Source organism: Cellulomonas sp. (assembly GCF_015234515.1).
Taxonomy (GTDB): Bacteria; Actinomycetota; Actinomycetes; order Actinomycetales; family Cellulomonadaceae; genus Cellulomonas.
On the sequence record NZ_JADGMY010000023.1, the window covers coordinates 660,900 to 678,649 of the forward strand.

General features: G+C 75.7%; 15 protein-coding genes. 8 read left to right on the forward strand and 7 right to left on the reverse strand.

The window, feature by feature from the left end; translation table 11 throughout:
- Window positions 1–10: 10 nt before the first annotated feature.
- Window positions 11–496 carry a nitroreductase/quinone reductase family protein gene (locus IR158_RS11980; RefSeq protein WP_291813280.1) on the forward strand — a complete coding sequence of 162 codons (486 nt, stop codon included), beginning with the start codon at window positions 11–13 and terminating at the stop codon, window positions 494–496.
- A 25-nt stretch (window positions 497–521) separates the two neighbouring features.
- On the opposite strand, the gene IR158_RS11985 is transcribed toward IR158_RS11980, so the two are convergent.
- Window positions 522–5,159, reverse strand: coding sequence for an immunoglobulin domain-containing protein (locus IR158_RS11985; protein WP_291813281.1), 4,638 nt, complete (start codon window positions 5,157–5,159; stop codon window positions 522–524).
- A 182-nt stretch (window positions 5,160–5,341) separates the two neighbouring features.
- Here IR158_RS11985 and IR158_RS11990 point away from each other — a divergent pair, with 182 nt between their 5' ends.
- From IR158_RS11990 to IR158_RS12005, 4 genes are all read left to right on the forward strand, one after another.
- Window positions 5,342–5,749: a hypothetical protein gene (locus tag IR158_RS11990; protein WP_291813283.1), complete on the forward strand. Its 408-nt coding sequence runs from the start codon at window positions 5,342–5,344 to the stop codon at window positions 5,747–5,749.
- On the forward strand, window positions 5,746–6,753 hold the full coding sequence (locus IR158_RS11995) for a tail fiber protein (protein WP_291813285.1): 1,008 nt from the start codon (window positions 5,746–5,748) through the stop codon (window positions 6,751–6,753). The genes IR158_RS11990 and IR158_RS11995 overlap by 4 nt, the downstream gene beginning before the upstream one ends.
- Before the next feature lie 9 nt (window positions 6,754–6,762).
- Complete coding sequence (locus IR158_RS12000) at window positions 6,763–7,293, forward strand: tail fiber protein (RefSeq protein WP_291813287.1); 531 nt, start codon at window positions 6,763–6,765, stop codon at window positions 7,291–7,293.
- 197 nt (window positions 7,294–7,490) lie between these two features.
- Window positions 7,491–8,954: an MFS transporter gene (locus tag IR158_RS12005; protein WP_291813289.1), complete on the forward strand. Its 1,464-nt coding sequence runs from the start codon at window positions 7,491–7,493 to the stop codon at window positions 8,952–8,954.
- 126 nt (window positions 8,955–9,080) lie between these two features.
- Here IR158_RS12005 and IR158_RS12010 read toward each other — a convergent pair whose 3' ends face one another.
- The 3 genes from IR158_RS12010 to IR158_RS12020 form a co-directional block, all read right to left on the reverse strand.
- Complete coding sequence (locus IR158_RS12010) at window positions 9,081–9,266, reverse strand: Rv0909 family putative TA system antitoxin (protein WP_291813290.1); 186 nt, start codon at window positions 9,264–9,266, stop codon at window positions 9,081–9,083.
- Window positions 9,267–9,430: 164 nt separating this feature from the next.
- A complete protein-coding gene (locus tag IR158_RS12015) occupies window positions 9,431–9,928 on the reverse strand; it encodes a hypothetical protein (protein ID WP_291813292.1) in 498 nt (165 codons plus the stop codon).
- Window positions 9,929–9,998: 70 nt separating this feature from the next.
- A complete protein-coding gene (locus IR158_RS12020) occupies window positions 9,999–13,682 on the reverse strand; it encodes a TM0106 family RecB-like putative nuclease (protein WP_291813294.1) in 3,684 nt (1,227 codons plus the stop codon).
- A 187-nt stretch (window positions 13,683–13,869) separates the two neighbouring features.
- Between IR158_RS12020 and IR158_RS12025 the strand changes: the two genes are divergently transcribed.
- From IR158_RS12025 to IR158_RS12035, 3 genes are all read left to right on the forward strand, one after another.
- Entirely contained in the window at window positions 13,870–14,286 is a 417-nt protein-coding gene (locus tag IR158_RS12025; protein WP_291813296.1) for a CBS domain-containing protein, read from the forward strand.
- 85 nt (window positions 14,287–14,371) lie between these two features.
- A complete protein-coding gene (locus tag IR158_RS12030; RefSeq protein ID WP_291813298.1) occupies window positions 14,372–15,262 on the forward strand; it encodes an SDR family oxidoreductase in 891 nt (296 codons plus the stop codon).
- Entirely contained in the window at window positions 15,262–15,918 is a 657-nt protein-coding gene (locus IR158_RS12035) for an NAD(P)-binding oxidoreductase (RefSeq protein ID WP_291813299.1), read from the forward strand. Before IR158_RS12030 ends, IR158_RS12035 begins: the two co-directional genes overlap by 1 nt.
- Here IR158_RS12035 and IR158_RS12040 read toward each other — a convergent pair.
- The 3 genes from IR158_RS12040 to IR158_RS12050 form a co-directional block, all read right to left on the reverse strand.
- Entirely contained in the window at window positions 15,899–16,216 is a 318-nt protein-coding gene (locus tag IR158_RS12040; protein WP_291813301.1) for a hypothetical protein, read from the reverse strand. The two genes, IR158_RS12035 and IR158_RS12040, sit on opposite strands and share 20 nt — an antisense overlap.
- 132 nt (window positions 16,217–16,348) lie before the next feature.
- Window positions 16,349–17,104 carry a uracil-DNA glycosylase gene (locus IR158_RS12045; RefSeq protein ID WP_291813303.1) on the reverse strand — a complete coding sequence of 252 codons (756 nt, stop codon included), beginning with the start codon at window positions 17,102–17,104 and terminating at the stop codon, window positions 16,349–16,351.
- A 10-nt stretch (window positions 17,105–17,114) separates the two neighbouring features.
- Window positions 17,115–17,732, reverse strand: coding sequence for an L-threonylcarbamoyladenylate synthase (locus tag IR158_RS12050; RefSeq protein ID WP_291813305.1), 618 nt, complete (start codon window positions 17,730–17,732; stop codon window positions 17,115–17,117).
- Between the last annotated feature and the right edge of the window lie 18 nt (window positions 17,733–17,750).

The following is a 17,750-nucleotide window of genomic DNA, read 5'->3' on the forward strand; positions in this document are numbered from 1 at the left end:
GGGGGCTGTGGTGGGACGGTTCGAACGCTGGCAAGCGACGCGTCTGCGGCGGCACTACGCAGGTGGGCGCGGCGACGCTTTCGCACGCCGGGCCGCGCGCTTCTACGCCGCGCTGCACGGGACGTGGCTAACCCCGCGACGCTGGGTGACGCTCGAGGTCCCCGGCCGACGCACCGGTGACCTCACGCGCTTCCCGCTGGGCATGGCCGACGTGGACGGGCGCTGGTACCTGGTGTCGATGCTGGGTGAGTGCGCGTGGGTGTGGAACGTCCGCGCCGCCGGGGGCCGTGCCGTGCTGCGGCACGGCCGGGCACGACCGGTCCGGCTGGTCGAGGTGCCCCTCGAGGAGCGGGCCCCCGTCATCCGTCGGATCGTGCAGGTGGCGCCCGGCACCCGCCCGCACGTGCGGGTCGGCCGCCACGAGCCCGTCGAGGCGTTCGAGGCCGTCGTGGCCGACCACCCGGTCTTCCGGGTGGAGCCGGCCGACGCGCCGTAGGGGACGACGCGCCGGCCGAGGTCCGTCAGGCGCGAGCGCCGCGTCGCCGCGTCGCCGCGACGAGGGCCACGACACCCGCGGAGGCGAGCAGCGCACCGAGCGCGAGCAGCCGCAGGGGTTCGGCGCCGGTGCTGGACAGCGCGGCCCCACCCGCGGGCCGGGCGGTGGACGAGGAGCCCGTCCCTGCCGCGCCGCCCGGGGCGTCGCCGCTCCCCGCTGACCCGCCCGCGCCCGGGGCCCCGGCGCCCGGTCCCCCGGCGCCCGTCCCCGGGTCCGGCACGCCCGCGACGTCGAGCACGGTGCTCGGGCTCGCCGTGCCACCCGCGGTCGTGACGGTGAGCCGCACGAGTGCGCCCTCGTCGGCGATCGCCGGCGTGAGGGCCAGCGAGTGCACGGTCCGCACGGCCGGCCCGGCGGCGCGCGCCATGGCTCTCGCGGCCTGCGCATCGACGACCCAGCCGACCGGGACCGGCGCCCACGTGGCACCGCCGTCGCGCGAGACGTGCCACGCGGCGCTCGCGTCGGCGGCCAGGATCGTCCACGCGAGGGTCGTGGGGACCCCCGCCGTGAGGGTCGTCAGCGCCCCCGGCCCGTCGATGACCACGGGGGCGTCCGCGACGGCGAGCTCGGCCGCCGCGCTCGTCGCCGACACCGGTCCCGACGTGAGCGTCGCACTCGCGACCGCCCTCACCAGCAGCCCGTCGTCGGAGAGCGTGGGCGTCAGCCGCAGCGCCGTGCCCGTGCCGACGGTCGTCCACATGGCGCCGTCGGACGACACCTCCCACGTCACGTCCGGCAGTGGGCGGCCCGTGACGTCCACGGTGAACGTGACCTCCTCGCCGGGGGCCGTCGCGACGTCCTCCGGGTCGGAGACGGTCGGTGCGAGCAGCACCCGCATCGTGGCGGGGTCGCTCGTCGCCGTGCCGCGGGCGTTGGTCGCCACCGCCCGGTAGCGGGTGCCGTGGGCGGCGTCCGTGCCGGGCACGACGAGCGTCGTACCCGTGGCACCGGGCACCACGACCCAGTCGCCGTCGACCTCGGTCTGCCAGGTCACGTCCGGTGCTGGACGTCCGGTGACCTGCACCTCGAACGTCGCGGACGTGCCGAGGTCGACGGTCGCGTCCGCGGGCTGCGCGGTCACGACGGGAGCCGCCTCGACCGTCACGTGCGCCACGTCCGACACGGTCCGGCCCATCGAGCTGACCGCCACGACGCGGACCTGCAGGCCGTCGTCGGCGTCGGTCAACGTGCGCGTGTACGTCGTCGCGGTGGCCCCGGCGACGGCCGACCAGGAGGAGCCGTCCGTGGACGTCTCCCACGTGAGCGTCGGCGCGGGGTTGGCGTCGACGGCCGCGGTGAACGTCACGGTGTCGTCCGCGAGGCCCGTGACGTCGGCCGGCTGCTGCGTGAACGTCGCCCTGTAGAGCACCTCCAGGGTGGCGACGGTGCTGGTCACCGAGCCGTGCGTGTTGCCCACCACCGCGGCGACCTGCGTGCCGTTGTCGGCGGCCGTCACGCCCTCGAGCAGGAACGACCGGCCCGATCCGGCGACGGTCCACCCGCCCCCCGGTGCCCGCGTCACCCACTGGACGATCGGCGCGGGCGTGCCCGTCACGCCGACCTCGAACCCGGCGTCGCCGCCGGCGCCGACCGACACGTCCTGCGGCTGCGCGGTGATCGCCGGTCCGTGCTCGACGGTGAGGACCGCCACCGACGACGCCACCGGTCCGGCCCACCCGGTCGCGACGACGCGCACCCGCAGGCCGTCGTCCGCCGTCGTCGTGGTGCGTGCGTACGTCCACGACGTCGCCCCGGGGACGTCGGACCAGGTGGTCCCGTCCGTCGACGTCTGCCATTGCACGACGGGCGTGGGGTTGCCGTTGCCGGCGGCCGAGAACGTCGCCACCTGGCCCGTGTACACGGTGGCCGCCGCCGGCTGCCGGGTGAAGGTCGGTGCCCAGCGGACGGTGAGGGTCGCGGTCGCGCTGGTGACGGAGCCCAGCTTGTTCGTCACGACGGCGCGGACCTGGGTGCCGTCGTCGGCGGGTGTCACGTCGGCGAGGACCAGCGAGGTCCCGGTGCCCGCGTCGGTCCACGACGCCTCGCCCGCGCCCCGGCGCTGCCAGGTGACGGTCGGGGTGGGGGTGCCGCCGGCCTCGACCGTGAACGTGGCGTCCTCGCCGAGGGTGACGGTCGTGCTGGCGGGAGCGGTCACGGTCGGGTCGGCCAGCACGGTGACGTACGCGGACTCCGAGATCAGGGTCACGCCTCCACCGGAGACCACCGCGCGCACCCGCATGCCACGCTCGCCGGTGCCCAGAGCGCCCCCGTACACGGTGCTGGTGCCCCACTTGGTGGTGAGCCAGTAGCTGCCGTCCCAGGAGACCTGCCACTCGACGTTCGGCGCCGGGTAGCCGGTGACGCCGACGTGGAACTCGACGATCTCGCCCAGGCGGCCCTCGACGTCGGCGGGGTGCGCGGTGATCGTCGGCGCGTGCGGGACGAGCACCTGGGCGACCCGGCTGTCCGTCGAACCGTGGACGTTCGTCAGGACGGCCCGGACCTCCTGGCCGTGGTGGCTCAGGTCCCGCGCGGGGAGCGTCAGGGTGGTGCCGGTCTCGGCGAGCCGCTCCCAGCCGCTGGGCGTCTGCTGCCACCAGCTGACGGTGGGAGCCGGTGCGCCGGACCCGGCGACGGTGAACACCGCGTCGTCGCCGATCGCGACCGTGGCGTCGGCGGGCTGCGTCGTGACGACCGGTGCGGACTCCAGCGTGACGCTGGCGGGCGAGGTCGGCACGTCACCGGTGGCACCGGTCGCGACCGCGCGCACGAGGAGGCCGTCGTCGTCCGCGGCGAGCGTCCGGGTGTACGTCCACGACGTGGCGTCCGCGACGTCCGTCCAGGTGGTGCCGTCGGTCGAGGTCTGCCACTGCACGGTCGGAGTGGGCCGTCCCGACGCGCTCGCGGTGAACGTGACGTCGCTGCCGGCGAGGCCGGTGACGTCCGCGGGGCCGACGACGTCCTGCGGGCCGTAGCCGACGGACAGCGTGGCCGGTGACGTCGTGGCCGTGCCGGCGGTGCTGGTGAACACCGCGCGGACCTGGGCGCCGTGGTCGGCGAGCGTGAGACCGGGAAGGACGAGGGTCCCGCTGGTCGCGCCGGCAACCGTCGCCCAGTCGGCGGACGCGTCCGCGCGCCGCTGCCACGTGACCGTCGGTGCCGGGTCGCCGGTCGCAGCGGCGACGAACGTCGCGGACCCGCCCTCGGGTGCCGCGGCATCGCTCGGCTGCGTCGTGACGACGGGCGGGACCAGGACGGTCATGAGCCCGCTCGCCGTCATGCCGTCGAGCGACGCGGTGACGGTGGTCGTGCTCTCGGCCGACCACGACGCGCCCGCGCTCGCGGCGCTGCCGAGGGAGTCGACGGTGGACCGGAAGGTGGCACCCGCCCACGTCACGGGCGCGCCCGCGACCGCGCTGAAGAACGCGGACGTGGGCCTCGACCCGTCGGACATCGTCAGGTCGAGGTTCGCCGAGACGAGCTGCCCCGCGTTCACCGTGCCGTCCGAGAGCGACAACGTGGCCGTCGCGTGCGGGGCCGTCGTGGCACCGCCGGCGCTGTCGCAGGTCGTGCCGAGGTCGTTGCAGCCCCACCACGTGCGCACGGCGCTGTCGGCGCCGGCCACACCGGCGCGCGTGCGCACGTCGTCGACGTCCGTGACGTTCAGGACGACGCGCGAGTCGCTGAGCGTGCCCCCGGCCAGGTCGAGCGCGGCGGTCGAGCCGGTCCCCCCGACGGCCTCGTTGCCCGTCACGGCCAGACCCGTGAGCGTCGCGGTGCCTGTCGCCACGCGCACGGCCGACCCCGTGGCGGGCCGCGAGCCCGTGCGCAGCGTGTTGTCCTCGAACCGGGTGCCGGTGATCGTGGTCGTCGGGTCGCCCCAGGCGACGTCGAGCGCACCGCCGACCGTGCTCTGCACCCCGGACGCCTCGACCGCGTTGCCGCTCACGACCGAGTCCACGACGACGACCTCGTCGGTGCCGTCCACGCCGGTGAAGCCGATGGCGCCGCCCCCGGCGCCGATCGCGGTGTTGCCGGTGAGCGTGCAGCGCTCGACCCGCAGCGAGCCGCCCGCCATGGAGACGGCACCGCCGACGTCGGACGGCAGGCCGCCGCCCGGCGTGTTGCGGTTGCCGGTGATCGCGCAGTCCCGCAGCGTCAGGGAGTCGGGCGCGTCAGGGTCGCCGCTGCCGGCGATGATCGCGCCGCCGCCGCCCGTCTCCGGCGTCCCGACGCCGTTGCGCAGCGTGACGCGCTCGACGGTGAGGTCGACCCCGCCGACGAGCGCCGGGTCCACGTCGAGCACGCGCGCCGTGCCGCCCCCGTCGATGACCGTGGTCGCCCGGTCCGCCCCGCGCAGCGTGAGGTCCAGCGCATCGCCCGGGTCGACCGTCAGTGCGCCCGCCGTGAGGTCGTACGTGCCGGCGGGCAGCTCGACGACCGCCTCGGCCGTGTCGCCCGCCTGGCACAGCGCCTCCCGCAGCGACGTCCCGGCGACGCTGCTGGAGCAACCCGCCGTGAGGGGCGCGTCGGTGGCCGTCGTGACCGCGATCACCGTCGCCGCCGCCTGCGCGGGTGCCGCGACGAGGCCTGTGGCGAGCACGACGAAAATCCCCACACCGGTAGCAATCGGACGGGAAAGGGGGCGCTGACCTGGGGACATGCTGCGAACAGTAGAGAGTTTCACCCGGGACGAACGGCCTGCCGGAGGGTGAAAACACCTAGGCTCGCCCTCGGCCCGATCGGCCCTCCCGGACAGATGTCCATCTCAGGAAGCGGGAATCGGTGACCACAGAACGGATCGCGGCGTCGACCGGAGTGACCCGGCGCACGGTGCTGGCCACGGGCGCCGGCGTCGCCGGCGCCGTCACGCTCGGTGCGGCGGCCGGGGTGCAGGTGCTGTTCCGCGACCTGCCGCTCGACGGCACCGTGCTGGCCCGGCTGCTCGGCCAGACCTTCGTCGACACGCAGACCGGCACGCCGCTCGTGCTCGCCGCCGTCGACGGGTTCCGCGGCGCCGCCCCCGACGCCGAGCGGTTCTCGCTCGTCCTCGTCGCCGACGACGCCGCGCTGCCCGGCGCGACCCGCACGCTGCGCCACCCGGACGGCGACCTCGTCGTCCACCTCGGCCCCGTGACGGCCGACGGCCGCACGCTCGAGGCCGTCGTCGACCGCACCGGAGGCGCGCTGTGACCGGGTTCGTCGGTGAGGTCCGGATGTTCGCGGGGTCGTACGTCCCCGCGGGCTGGGTGCCGTGCGACGGGCGCCAGCTGCCGGTCTCGCAGTACATCCTCGCCGCCTCGATCGTCGGCAAGACGTACGGCGGTGACGGCGTCACCACGTTCGCCGTGCCCGACCTGCGCAGCCGGACGCCGCTCGGAGCCGGTGCCGGCTACCGCCTGACGTCGCGCGCGCTGGGCGAGATGGGCGGGACGGAGTTCGTGACGCTGACGCACGCCCAGATGCCGACGCACGCCCACGGCGTCCTCGCCTCGGGTGCGCAGGCCACCGAGGCATCGCCCCAGGGGCACACGTGGGCCGTCGCGCCCGACACCGCGCCCTACGCCCCGCCGCGCGGGTCCGCGACGCTCGCCCCCGACGCCCTCGGCACCGCCGGTGGCGGTCAGGCGCACGCCAACAGGTCACCGGTCGTGGGCGTCGAGTTCGGCCTGTGCGTCGAGGGATCGGACCCGCTCGCCGGCTGGGACGACGACACCTCGGTCGGCGAGGTGCGGTTGTGGGCCGGGCAGGACCCCCCGGAGACGTGGGTGGTGTGCGACGGCGCGCTGCTGCCGATCGGACAGCACGAGACGATGTACACCGTCGTCGGCACCCAGTTCGGTGGCAACGGCGTGACGACGTTCGCGGTGCCCGACCTGCGCGGCCGCGTGCCGGTCCACGTCGGGAGCACGTCGCTCCCGGGGTCGACGGGCGGTGCGGAGCAGGTCACGCTGCTGCCCACGCAGCTGCCGCAGCACACGCACCCCGCGTACGGGACGCCGACGGCCGCGACGACGTCGTCACCCGCCGGGGCCACCTGGGCGGTGGCGGGCCGGCCGCAGTACGCCGCCAGCGCGCAGGTCGCCGCCGCGCACACCGGCAGCGCCGGTGACACGCAGCCGCACCCCAACATGCCGCCGTACGTCGCGCTGTCGTTCATCATCGCGACGCAGGGCGTCTACCCGGACCGGACCTGAGGAGACGACGTGATCGAGCCGTACGTCGGAGAGATCCGCCTGTTCGCCGGGAGCTACGCCCCGTCCGGCTGGGCGCTGTGCAACGGCCAGCTGTTGCCGATCGAGCAGAACGCGCCGCTGTTCTCGCTCCTGGGCGTCAGCTACGGAGGGGACGGCCGCACCACCTTCGCGCTGCCGGACCTGCGCGACGCCAGCCCGGTCGGCGTCGGCCCCGGGTCCGGTCTGACCGACTTCGTGCGCGGATCGCGTCAGGGCGCGCCGACGGTGACGCTGCACGCGGGCGAGATGCCGGTCCACCGCCACCCGGTGCCGGCCGTCGACGCGGCCGGCTCCACCGACAACCCGTCCGGTGCCGTCTGGGCGCAGTCCCGGCGCGGCCGCGCCAGCGAGCGGCTGTACGGTCCGGCGGTCGAGCTCACCGCGATGGCGGCGAACGCCGTGGCGCCCGCCGGGGGGTCGCAGCCGCACGAGAACATGCCCCCGTACCTGCGGCTCAACTTCGTCATCGCGCTGCAGGGGCTGTGGCCCCCGCGCGACTGACGGCGCCGTGGTGGCGGCGCTCCGCCGCGTGCGCGGGCCGCGAGCACGGCCGCCGGGCCGTCCACTAGGGCTTCCTGCCCTGGCGTGACAGTCAGGCGTGGGCGACGATGCGCAGCGGTGCCGACGACGACGCCGCGCGGCCGGCCGGCCGCACCCGCCCGCGCCTGCGCGTCGCCGACGCAGCACCAGGAGGACCCGTGACCCGACCCGACGTCCCCGTGGACCCCACCGTGCGTCCCGGCGACCCCGCCGCTCGGCTCGACGCGCTGCCCGTGACCCGCCGCCACCTCCGGCTGCTCGTCGGGTCGGGGGTCGGGTGGACGTTCGACGCGATGGACGTCGGGCTCATCTCGTTCGTCATCGCGCAGCTCGCGGTCGTGTGGGGTACCGACGCGACGACCCTCGGGTGGGTCGCGTCGGCCGGGTTCGCCGGCATGGCGGTCGGCGCGGCCCTCGGTGGGCTGCTCGCCGACCGGATCGGGCGTCGGCAGGTGTTCGCGCTGACGCTGCTGGTCTACGGCGTCGCGACGGGCGCGTCGGCGCTCGCCGGCGGGGTGGCGGTGCTGATGGTGCTGCGGTTCGTCGTGGGGCTCGGGCTCGGGGCCGAGCTGCCCGTCGCGTCGACGCTGGTCAGCGAGTTCGCACCGCCGCGCATCCGCGGCCGGGCCGTCGTGGTCCTCGAGTCCTTCTGGGCCGTGGGGTGGATCCTCGCCGCCCTCGTCGGCTACCTCGTCGTGCCCTCCGGTGACGACGGCTGGCGGTGGGCGCTCGCGCTGGGCGCCCTGCCCGCGATCTACTCCGTCGTGGTGCGCCGCGGGCTCCCGGAGTCCGTGCGCTTCCTGCAGACGCGCGGCAGGCACGCCGAGGCGGAGCAGGTCGTCGCGGACCTCGAGGCGTCGCCGGCCGTGGGGCACCGCGGGATGACGGGTGCGCAGGTGCGCGACGCGTCGGGTGGGTCGTCGGTCGCCGACGGGTCCGCGAGCGGCGGGTCGTCGGTCGACGTGGCCGGCAGCGGCGCGTCGTCGACCGACGGGTCCGCGAGCGGCAGGTCAGCGGCCGACGCGCAGGCGCCGCGGCTGGCCGCGCTCTGGGTGCCGACGCTGCGCCGACGCACGACCGCCCTGTGGGTGGTGTGGTTCGCCGTGAACTTCTCCTACTACGGCGCGTTCATCTGGCTGCCGTCGCTGCTCGCGGCGGACGGGCACACGCTCGTGCGGTCGTTCGGCTACACGCTGATCATCACGCTCGGCCAGCTGCCCGGGTACGCGGCCGCCGCCGTGCTCGTCGAGACGTGGGGGCGGCGACGCACGCTCGCCGCCTTCCTCGTCGGGTCCGCGGTCGCCGCCGGGGCCTTCGCCGCCGCGTCCGGCGACGCGCAGATCATCGGCGCAGGGCTGCTGCTGTCGTTCTTCAACCTGGGCGCGTGGGGTGCGCTCTACGCGGTCACCCCGGAGCTGTACCCGACCCGCGTGCGCACCACCGGCGCCGGATGGGCCGCCGGCGTCGGCCGCACCGCCTCGATCCTCGCGCCGCTCGCCGTGCCCCAGCTGCGCGAGGTGGGCGGCACCGGCCTGCTGTTCACGGTCTTCGCTGCGGTCTTCGTCGTGGCGGCGCTGGGCGCGCTCGCCCTGCCGGACCGCACGGGCGAGTCCCTGACCTGACGCACGCGCCACCTCCCGTCGAGCGCGGTACATCGCGCGCGAGCGCGGCACCAACGAGTGCCGCGCTCGGCGGTGGTGTGCCGCGCTGGGCGGTGGAGTGCCGCGCTGGGCGGGAGGTGGTGCGGGTCAGGCCTTCTTCTGCTTGTCCAGGTAGTCCTTGGCGGCGTCGACGACCTTGTCGACGGTCGCGTCCGTGCCCGTGTCGGTGCGCGCCTTGACCGCACCGGCCGCCTTGTCGAGTGCGTCCTTGGCCTGCTCCTCGCGGCCGTCGAGCGCGCCCGTCGCCTTCTTCACGAGGTCGTCGAGACCCATGGGGTCCTCCATCCGTGTTGCGGAGCCGAGGGTCGGCGCCCACGGCCATTCTGCGCCCCGGCTGCCCCGGCTGCCCCGGCTGCCGCGGCCGCCCCGGCTGCCCCGGGCCGGCGGCGTCGACCTGACGGATCGGGGCCGACGTCGCGTGGCCCGCCGCCCTGTCGTCAGTCGCCGCGCTCGACGTCGCCGATCCGCTCGTCGGACTCGTCACCGCCGTGGGTGACCTGCTCGACGCTCGTGCCGTCCGACTGCTGGAGCGAGTGCGGGTCGCCGGTCGGGTCCTGCTCGTGCGCCGGGTGGGTCTCGTCCGCCGCGTGCGGCTCGTCCGCCGCGTCCGGCTCGCCGGACCCGTCGACGGCCTCGGGACCGTCCGTCACGTCCGTCGCCTCGTCGGCGCCCGCGGGCGGCCCGGTCAGGTCCTCCCCGTCACCCTCGACCTCCGCGCGGAGCTCCTCGCTGTGGGCCGCGACCTCCTCGCGCTGCTGCGCGATCGCCTCGCGGATGCGATCCGCCTGCGTCGCGAGCTGCTCGCGCACCTGCGCGACGCTCGCGTCCACGGCGGCTCGCGCCTCCTGGTCGATCTGCTCGAACTCCCGCGCGAGCGCCTGCTCCTCGACGCGCAGCGCCGTGCGCACCCGCTCGAACTCCTCGTCCACGCCCATCGTTCCTCCGAGAGTCCCGTCCGTGCCTCTGCCGTGCGCCCGCCTGCTCGCGCACCGCCCGGGCCCGACGTTACGGCCCCGCGGGCGGCTCCACGACCGAGCGGGTGGTCAGGCCGACGAACGCGCCCAGCCGCTCGAGCGACTCCGGCCGGCGCGGCAGCGTCCGCGTCAGGTGCGCCGAGCGGACGACGAACGCCGCCCACTGCCCGCGGGACACCGCGACGTTCAGCCGGTTGCGGTCGAGCAGGAAGTCCAGGCCGCGGGGGACCTGGTCGGGGGAGGACGCCGCCGTGGTGACGAGCACCACGGGCGCCTCCTGACCCTGGAACCGGTCGACGGTCCCCACGCGCGTGCCCGTGAACCCGGCGGCGTCGAGGGCCTGGCGCACGGTCCACACCTGGGCGTTGTAGGCGGCGACGACCAGCACGTCCTCGGGCGTCAGCGGACGCTCCGCCGGTGCCGCGTGCGGGTCGCGCCACGTGCGTCCCACGAGGTCCCGGACGAACCGCACGACCACGTCGGCCTCCTCGGCGGACGACACCGCGTTGCCGTGGTGCTCGACGAGCACGCCGTGCACCCCGGGCGGCACACCGTCCAGCGAGCGTGCCGCCGCGCGGGTCGCCGAGACCAGCCGGTCCTCGTAGGCGAGCGCCGAGACCGCCCCGCACAGCGCGGGGTGCATGCGGTGGCTCACGGGCAGGAAGTAGCCGAGGTCGGAGGGCAGGGTGTCGTGCCCGTCGGTGAGCCACCCCAGCGCGCTGCGGTCGACCGGCTCGGGGTGCGTGCCCTGGCTGACCTGCGGCAGCTGCTGCGGGTCGCCCAGGAGCAGCAGGTTGCGGGCCGATCCCGCCACGGCGAACGTGTTCGCGAGCGCGAACTGCCCCGCCTCGTCGACGACCAGCAGGTCGAGCGGCGCGGACGGCAGCCGCTTGGCGTTGACCAGGTCCCACGCCGTGCCGCCGAGCACCGCGCCCGTGCCCGGCGACCCGCCGGGGTGCGCGGTCCAGAACGCGCCGAAGCCGGCGTCGGGGACCCACGTCCACGGCGCCCCGGGGTCGGCGGAGCGGCCGTCGGACGAGGCGGGGGCCTTCTTCGCGATCGCGTCGGACGGCACACCCGCGCCCGCGACACCGCGCAGCATGTTCTCGACCACCGCGTGCGACTGCGCGACGACCCCGACGCGCCACCCGCGCGCGACGAGCGCCGCGATCACCCGGGCGCCCGTGTAGGTCTTGCCCGTCCCGGGCGGCCCCTGGACCGCGAGGTAGGAGTCGTCGAGGTCGAGCACGGCGCGCGTGAGGACGTCCACGAGGTCGTCGCCCGTGGGCAGCGGCCGGCCCGAGCGGGTGCGCGGCGGTCGGCGCCGGGCCAGGTCGAGCACGGCGGCGCGGGGGAGTGCGACGTCGACCGCGTCCGTCGACACCGCGTCCGTCGAGACCGCGTCCACCGGCACTCCATCCCGCGACACCGCGTCGAGCACGCGCTCGGCGAGCCCGCGGATCGCGGTGCGCAGGGGACCGGTGGCGATCGGTCCGGCGGGTGCCAGGGCCATCGGCACCTCGCCAAACGGCGCCGAGCCCCGCGGTCGGGTCTCCTCGACCAGCAGCACGTCGCGCGGCCTGACACCACCGAGCTCGGCCGTCACGTCGAGCACCGTCATGCGCTCGCACCAGCCGCGCGGGCCGTCCACGGACGTCTTCACGCACTCCGGCAGGGGCGGGTCGTACAGGCCGACGGCCTGCGCCCCGGGCCGCAGGTCGCTGCCGGGCTCGAGACGCCCGGTCATGCGCAGCACCCGCCGCTCGACCTTCTTGCCCGGCGGGACGTGCCAGTCCGTCACGACCTCGACGGAGCCCGGCCGGTCCGCCAGCAGCACGTTGCGTCGCTCGGTCCAGTCCGAGGGGTGCGCGGCGAGCCGGTCGAAGTGGCCCCACCAGTACGGCTTGTCCTCGCGCTGGTGGTAGCGCAGCGCCGCGCCCACCAGGGCGACGGCCTGCCGCCCCGGTGTCCGTACGACGCCCTCACCCGGGCCCGGCCCGGCGATCGCGAGCAGCTCGTCCTCGAGCGGGTCGGGTGCGCCGAGCTCGGCTGCCCGCGCCTCGGCCTCGGGGTCGAGCACGACGGGTCGGGACGGCGCGACCCCGGCCTCCGCGAGCCGCGCGAGCAGCCAGTCGCGCAGACCCAGCGTGGAGTCGCAGTCGTAGTGGTTGTAGACCTCGATGGCCTTGATGCGCTCGTTCCAGTCGTCGATCCGGCCGGCGTCGCGGGCCGCGACGGCCTCGGCGTACTCGACGATCGAGTCGGCGGCGTTCGTGACGCCCTCCCCACGGCCGGTGGCCATGTACAGCGGCTCGAGCTTCTTCAGCGAGTACGACCGCTGCCCGGTGCGCACACCCGCCTTGACCGCGGCGTACAGGTCGACCAGCAGGCCCTCGCGCAGCAGCGCGTCGACCTGCGCCTCGCCCTCGCCGTGCCGCCCGGCGAGCCGCCGCAGCGTCGACTTCTCGTACGCGGCGTAGTGGTACACGTGCATGCCGGGGAACCGGGTGCGGCGCTCGGCGAGGTAGGCGAGGAAGTCGCGCAGCGCCACGCGCTCGGCGGCGCGGTCGTGCGCCCAGAAGGCGACGAACGGCGCTTCGGCGTCCGGCGACGGCGGGTTCTCCACGACGCCGAACAGGTACTCCAGCCCCCCCGCGTCCGGCTCGCCGGCCAACGCGGCGTCGTACCACAGGGGATCGCCCTCGAAGTCGAAGAAGATGTCGCCGGGGTCGGCCGGCGGCAGCAGCTCGGCGATCCTCTCGGGGTGCGTCACGGCCCACGGGACGTCCGTCGGGTGCGTGGGATCGGCGTTGCGAGCCTCCTGCTCGACCTGCAGCCGCGCCTGGAGCTGGGCCTTCTCGACGACCGCAGGGCTCAGGCCCTCGACCTCGAGGCCGTCGGGCGCGGCCGCCAGCGCGTCGATCGTCGTGATTCCGGCCGCCACCAGCGCCGCCCGCTGCCGCTCGTAGACACCGGCGACGAGCGTGACGTCGCGCCGCACCTCCAGCTCGGCCGTGCACACCGAGCAGCGCCCGCACGCCGACCACCGATCGTCACCCCAGGCGACCGGGCCGTCCTGCGCGCGGTGGGTGTCCAGCATCAGCTGCAGCCGTGCGCGCCGGTCCAGGTACACCGGCACGAGGTCGGCCACGGCGTGCCGCGTGACCACGCCGTCACCCAGGACGAGCTGCACCTGCCGGGCCACGGGCAGCCCGGCACGGGCGAGCTGGTCCGCGTACGCGGCGACCTGCAGCAGCGCCGTCGGCTGGGCGTTGCGCGCGAGCTTGGCGTCACGCACGGACCACGTGCCGTCGTCCTCGCGCACCACGAAGTCGGCCCGTCCGACGAAGCGTCCGTCGAAGAACGCGGCCTGGTGCACGACCTGTGCTGACGCGAGCCGGTCCAGCGTCGCCGCGTGCGCGGCCTCGAGGTGGGCGCGCGAGGCCGGGTCGCGCGTCGCCGGCACCTGCGCGAGGCCACCGTGCACGCCCGGCTGCCACACGCCGTAGCGAGCGACCATCGCGCGCAGCACGCGTTGCTCGTGCTCGTCACCGAGGTGCGACACGCGCGCCAGGACGACGTCGGCGTCGGGGTCCACCGCGGGTCCCCGTCCGAGCCGCGCGTCGAGCGCGCGCAGGACGGCGTGCTCGCACTGGGCCGCGGACGTCAGGTCGCTCGCGGAGTACGTCAGGGTGCCGTCGTCGAGCAGGATCACACCGGCAGGCTACGGCGGCCCACCGACACCGGCGGCGAGCCGCGGCACGGCGGCGCGTCCCCTCGAGGACGCCGTTCCCGAGATGCGAGCGGGCGCCCGGTGACGGACCGTGGACGCCGGACGGCGTCCCCCGCCGCCCGCGGGAGGCCACCCGCCGACCCGTACACCCAGCACGAGGAGGACGGACATGACCCGCACGGTCTCCGAGCTCATGACGCCCCACCCGACGGTCGTCGAGGTCACCGACACGCTGCGCTCCGTCGCGCAGACGATGGCGGCGCAGGACCTCGGCTCGCTCGTCGTCGCCGAGGACGGCACGGTCGTCGGCATCGTCACCGACCGCGACCTGGTCGTGCGGGGCCTCGCCCAGGGCATCGGCCTCGACGCCCCCGTCGGCCAGCTGGCGACCGGCGAGCTGGTGACGGTCGGGCCCGACGACGACGTCGCGGACGTCGTGCGCATCATGCGCGAGCAGGCGGTGCGCCGGGTGCCGGTCGTCGACGGCGGTCAGGCGGTCGGCGTGCTCAGCATCGGCGACCTGGCGGCCGAGCTCGACCCCCGGTCGGCGCTCGCGGAGATCTCCGAGGCGCCGGCGCAGGACTGACGCGCGTCCGCCCCGGCGCGGCGGGCGCCGCGCCGGGCGGGCGTCTCGGGATGCCGGTCGTGCCCGTCCCCACCACGATGGACGGATGGCAGACCAGACGACACCCCAGGACCCCACGACCCAGCACCCGGACCCCGAGACGCAGTCCGCCGAGCAGATCGCGCACCCGGGGCACACCGACGAGATGCAGCAGGAGCCGGACCACGGCGAGGAGTCGTACCGCGGCTCCGGGCGCCTTGACGGCCGGCGCGCGCTCGTCACGGGCGGCGACTCCGGCATCGGCCGCGCCGTCGCGATCGCGTTCGCCCGCGAGGGCGCGGACGTCGCCATCGCCTACCTGCCCGAGGAGGAGGACGACGCGCGCGAGACCCTCGCGTGGATCGAGCGGGCGGGCCGGCGCGGCCTGCTGCTGCCCGGCGACATCCGTGACGAGGAGCACGCGCGCTCGCTGCCCGGCAAGGTCGTCGACGCGTTCGGCGGTCTCGACGTCCTCGTCAACAACGCCGCGTACCAGATGGCGCAGACCGGCGGGCTCGCCGACATCACGACGGAGCAGCTCGACCGCGTCCTCAAGACCAACGTCTACGCGATGTTCTGGATCACGCAGGCCGCGCTGCCGCACCTGGGGAAGGGTGCGTCGATCATCAACACCTCGTCGATCCAGGCGTTCGACCCCAGCCCGCCGCTGCTGGACTACGCGTCGACGAAGGCCGCGATCTACAACTTCTCGAAGGGCCTCGCGCAGCAGCTCGCCGAGGACGGCATCCGCGTCAACGCGGTGTGCCCCGGCCCGATCTGGACGCCGCTGATCCCGGCGACGATGAACGCCGAGAAGGTCGAGAGCTTCGGCTCCGACACGCCGCTCGGCCGCGCGGGGCAGCCCGCCGAGCTCGCGCCGGCCTACGTGTTCCTCGCCTCGCAGGAGTCGTCGTACGTCACCGGTGACCGCATCCTCGTCACCGGCGGGCGGTCCTGATGCGCGTCGTCGTCGTGGGCGGCCACGGCAAGGTCGCGCGGCTGCTGGCGCCGCTGCTGGTCGCGCGCGGCGACGAGGTGGTGCCGCTGGTCCGGCGGCCGGAGCACGCCGACGAGCTGGCGGCGCTCGGCGCGCAGCCCGTGCTGCTGGACATCGAGGAGTCCGACGAGCAGGACTTCGCGACCGCGTTCGCGGGTGCCGACGCCGTCGTCTTCGCGGCCGGTGCCGGCCCGGACGGCAACGCGGGCCGCAAGCGCAGCGTCGACCTCGAGGGGTCGCTGAAGTCGCAGGAGGGGGCGCGCCGTGCGGGCGTCCGCCGGTTCGTGCAGGTGTCCGCGATCGGGGTCGACGCGCCGATCACGGACGACATGCCGGCCGTGTGGGCGGCGTACGTCGTCGCCAAGCGCGACGCCGACGACGCGCTGCGCGGCACCGACCTCGACTGGACGATCCTGCGTCCCGGCGGGCTGACGGACGACGAGGGCACGGGGCGCGTGACGCTCGGCGAGCACGTCGAGCGCGGCGAGATCCCGCGTGCCGACGTCGCCGCGGTGGTGGCCGCCGTCCTGCTCGACGACTCGACGGTCGGCCGTCAGTGGGAGCTGGTCTCCGGCGACGTGCCGATCGCGGAGGCGCTCACGCGCGCCGGCGCCTGACTACGACCGCCACCACGGCGGTCACCAGGGCGACCACGGCCACGCCCACCAGGACGCCGGCCCACGGCCCTGCGGTGACGTGCACGGAGAGCCGCCGCAGCGACCCGAGGTACCAGTCGACGTCGTACTCCAGCACCCGGTCGAGCCACGGCGACCCGTCGAGCCGTCCGTCGAGCCGGTGCCGGGCGCGCACCAGCAGCAGGCCGACCATCGACGCCGCCACCACCAGGCCGGTGAGGACACCCGCGACCGCCCACCCGGACGGCGCGCCGCCGAGCCCCTCGGTGTCCTCGGGCACCGCCCGTCTCGTGACCGCCCCCACCTGTCCCCCTGCCGTCGTGGCCGGGCGAGCCCGGCCGGCGGACGCCCCCCTGTGAGAGAAAGACGTCCCGGTGTCCGGAAAGGTTGTGCCCTGATCGGGTGACGTGCGTCAGCCGACGACCTGCCGGGCGCGGCGCAGCACGGCGTCGAGCATCGCCGGGGTGAGCCGTCCCGTGAAGGTGTTCTGCTGGCTCACGTGGTAGCAGCCGAGCAGCGTCAGGTCGCGCGGCTCCGTGGCGTGCCGCAGCGTCACCTCCGCGCCGTGGCCGAACACCGGCCGCGGGCGCGGCACCGCCCAGTCCTGCTCGGCCAGCGTCGTCAGCAGCGCCTGCCACCCGAACCCGCCGAGCACCACGGCGACGCGCGGCGCGACGAGCTCGAGCTCGCGCGCCAGCCACGGGCCGCACGTGCGGCGCTCCGCGGGTGTCGGCGCGTTGGCCGGGGGAGCGCACCGCACGGGCGCCGTCACGCGCACGCCGTGCAGCGTCAGGCCGTCGTCCGCGGACGTCGACGTGGGCTGCGAGGCCATGCCGACGCGGTGCATCGCGGCGAACAGGAAGTCCCCGGACCGGTCGCCCGTGAACATGCGTCCCGTGCGGTTCGCGCCGTGCGCCGCGGGGGCCAGCCCGACGACGACGACGCGCGCGTCCGGGTCGCCGAACCCGGGCACCGGGCGGGCCCAGTACGTCTGCCCGCGGTACCGCGCCGGCGGGTCGGCCGCGGTGGCCTCGCGCCACGCCACGAGGCGGGGGCACGCGCGGCACGTCGTGGAGACGGCGGCGAGGGCCGCCAGGTCCGGCGCGGCGGCCGCCGCGCGCACCACGTCCGCGGGCGACGCGGGGACGTCGCCCGGCTGGCCGCTCACGGCGCGCCCGTCAGAACCGCGACGCGTCGCCCGCGCCCTCGCGGACGACCTCGGGCGCACCGGACGTCCAGTCGACGACCGTGGTCGGCTCGCTGCCGCGGTCCCCGGCGTCGACGACCGCGTCGAGCACGTCGTCGAGCTCCTCCTTGATCTGCCAGCCCTCGGTCATCGGCCAGTCGTGCCCCGGCATCAGCAGGGACGACGACAGCAGCGGCTCGCCCAGCTCCCGCAGGATCGCCAGCGCCACCGGGTCGTCGGGGATGCGCACCCCGACGGACCGCTTCTTGGGGTGCGCGAGGCGCCGCGGCACCTCCGGCGTCGCGAGCAGGATGAACGTGTACGGGCCGGGTGTCGCCGACTTGATCGCGCGGAACGCGCTGTTGTCGAGGTGCACCAGCTGCCCCAGCTGCGCGAAGTCGCAGCACACGAGCGTGAAGTGGTGCCGGTCGTCGAGGTGCCGGATGCGCCGGATCCGGTCCGCGCCGTCGTGGTTGTCCAGGCGGGTCCCCAGCGCGTACATGGAGTCCGTCGGGTAGGCGATCACGGCGTCGTCGCGCAGCATCGCGACGACCTGCGAGATCGCGCGCGGCTGCGGGTCCGTCGGGTGGACGTCGAAGTACCGGGCCATGCGACCCAGCGTAGGCCG

Coding starts and splice junctions, on each gene's coding strand:
- IR158_RS12010 (WP_291813290.1), bottom strand. CDS start 9,266: ATGGGTCTCGACGACCTCGTGAAGAAGGCGACGGGCGCGCTCGACGGC.
- IR158_RS12015 (WP_291813292.1), bottom strand. CDS start 9,928: ATGGGCGTGGACGAGGAGTTCGAGCGGGTGCGCACGGCGCTGCGCGTC.
- IR158_RS12025 (WP_291813296.1), top strand. CDS start 13,870: ATGACCCGCACGGTCTCCGAGCTCATGACGCCCCACCCGACGGTCGTC.
- IR158_RS12030 (WP_291813298.1), top strand. CDS start 14,372: ATGGCAGACCAGACGACACCCCAGGACCCCACGACCCAGCACCCGGAC.
- IR158_RS12035 (WP_291813299.1), top strand. CDS start 15,262: ATGCGCGTCGTCGTCGTGGGCGGCCACGGCAAGGTCGCGCGGCTGCTG.
- IR158_RS12050 (WP_291813305.1), bottom strand. CDS start 17,732: ATGGCCCGGTACTTCGACGTCCACCCGACGGACCCGCAGCCGCGCGCG.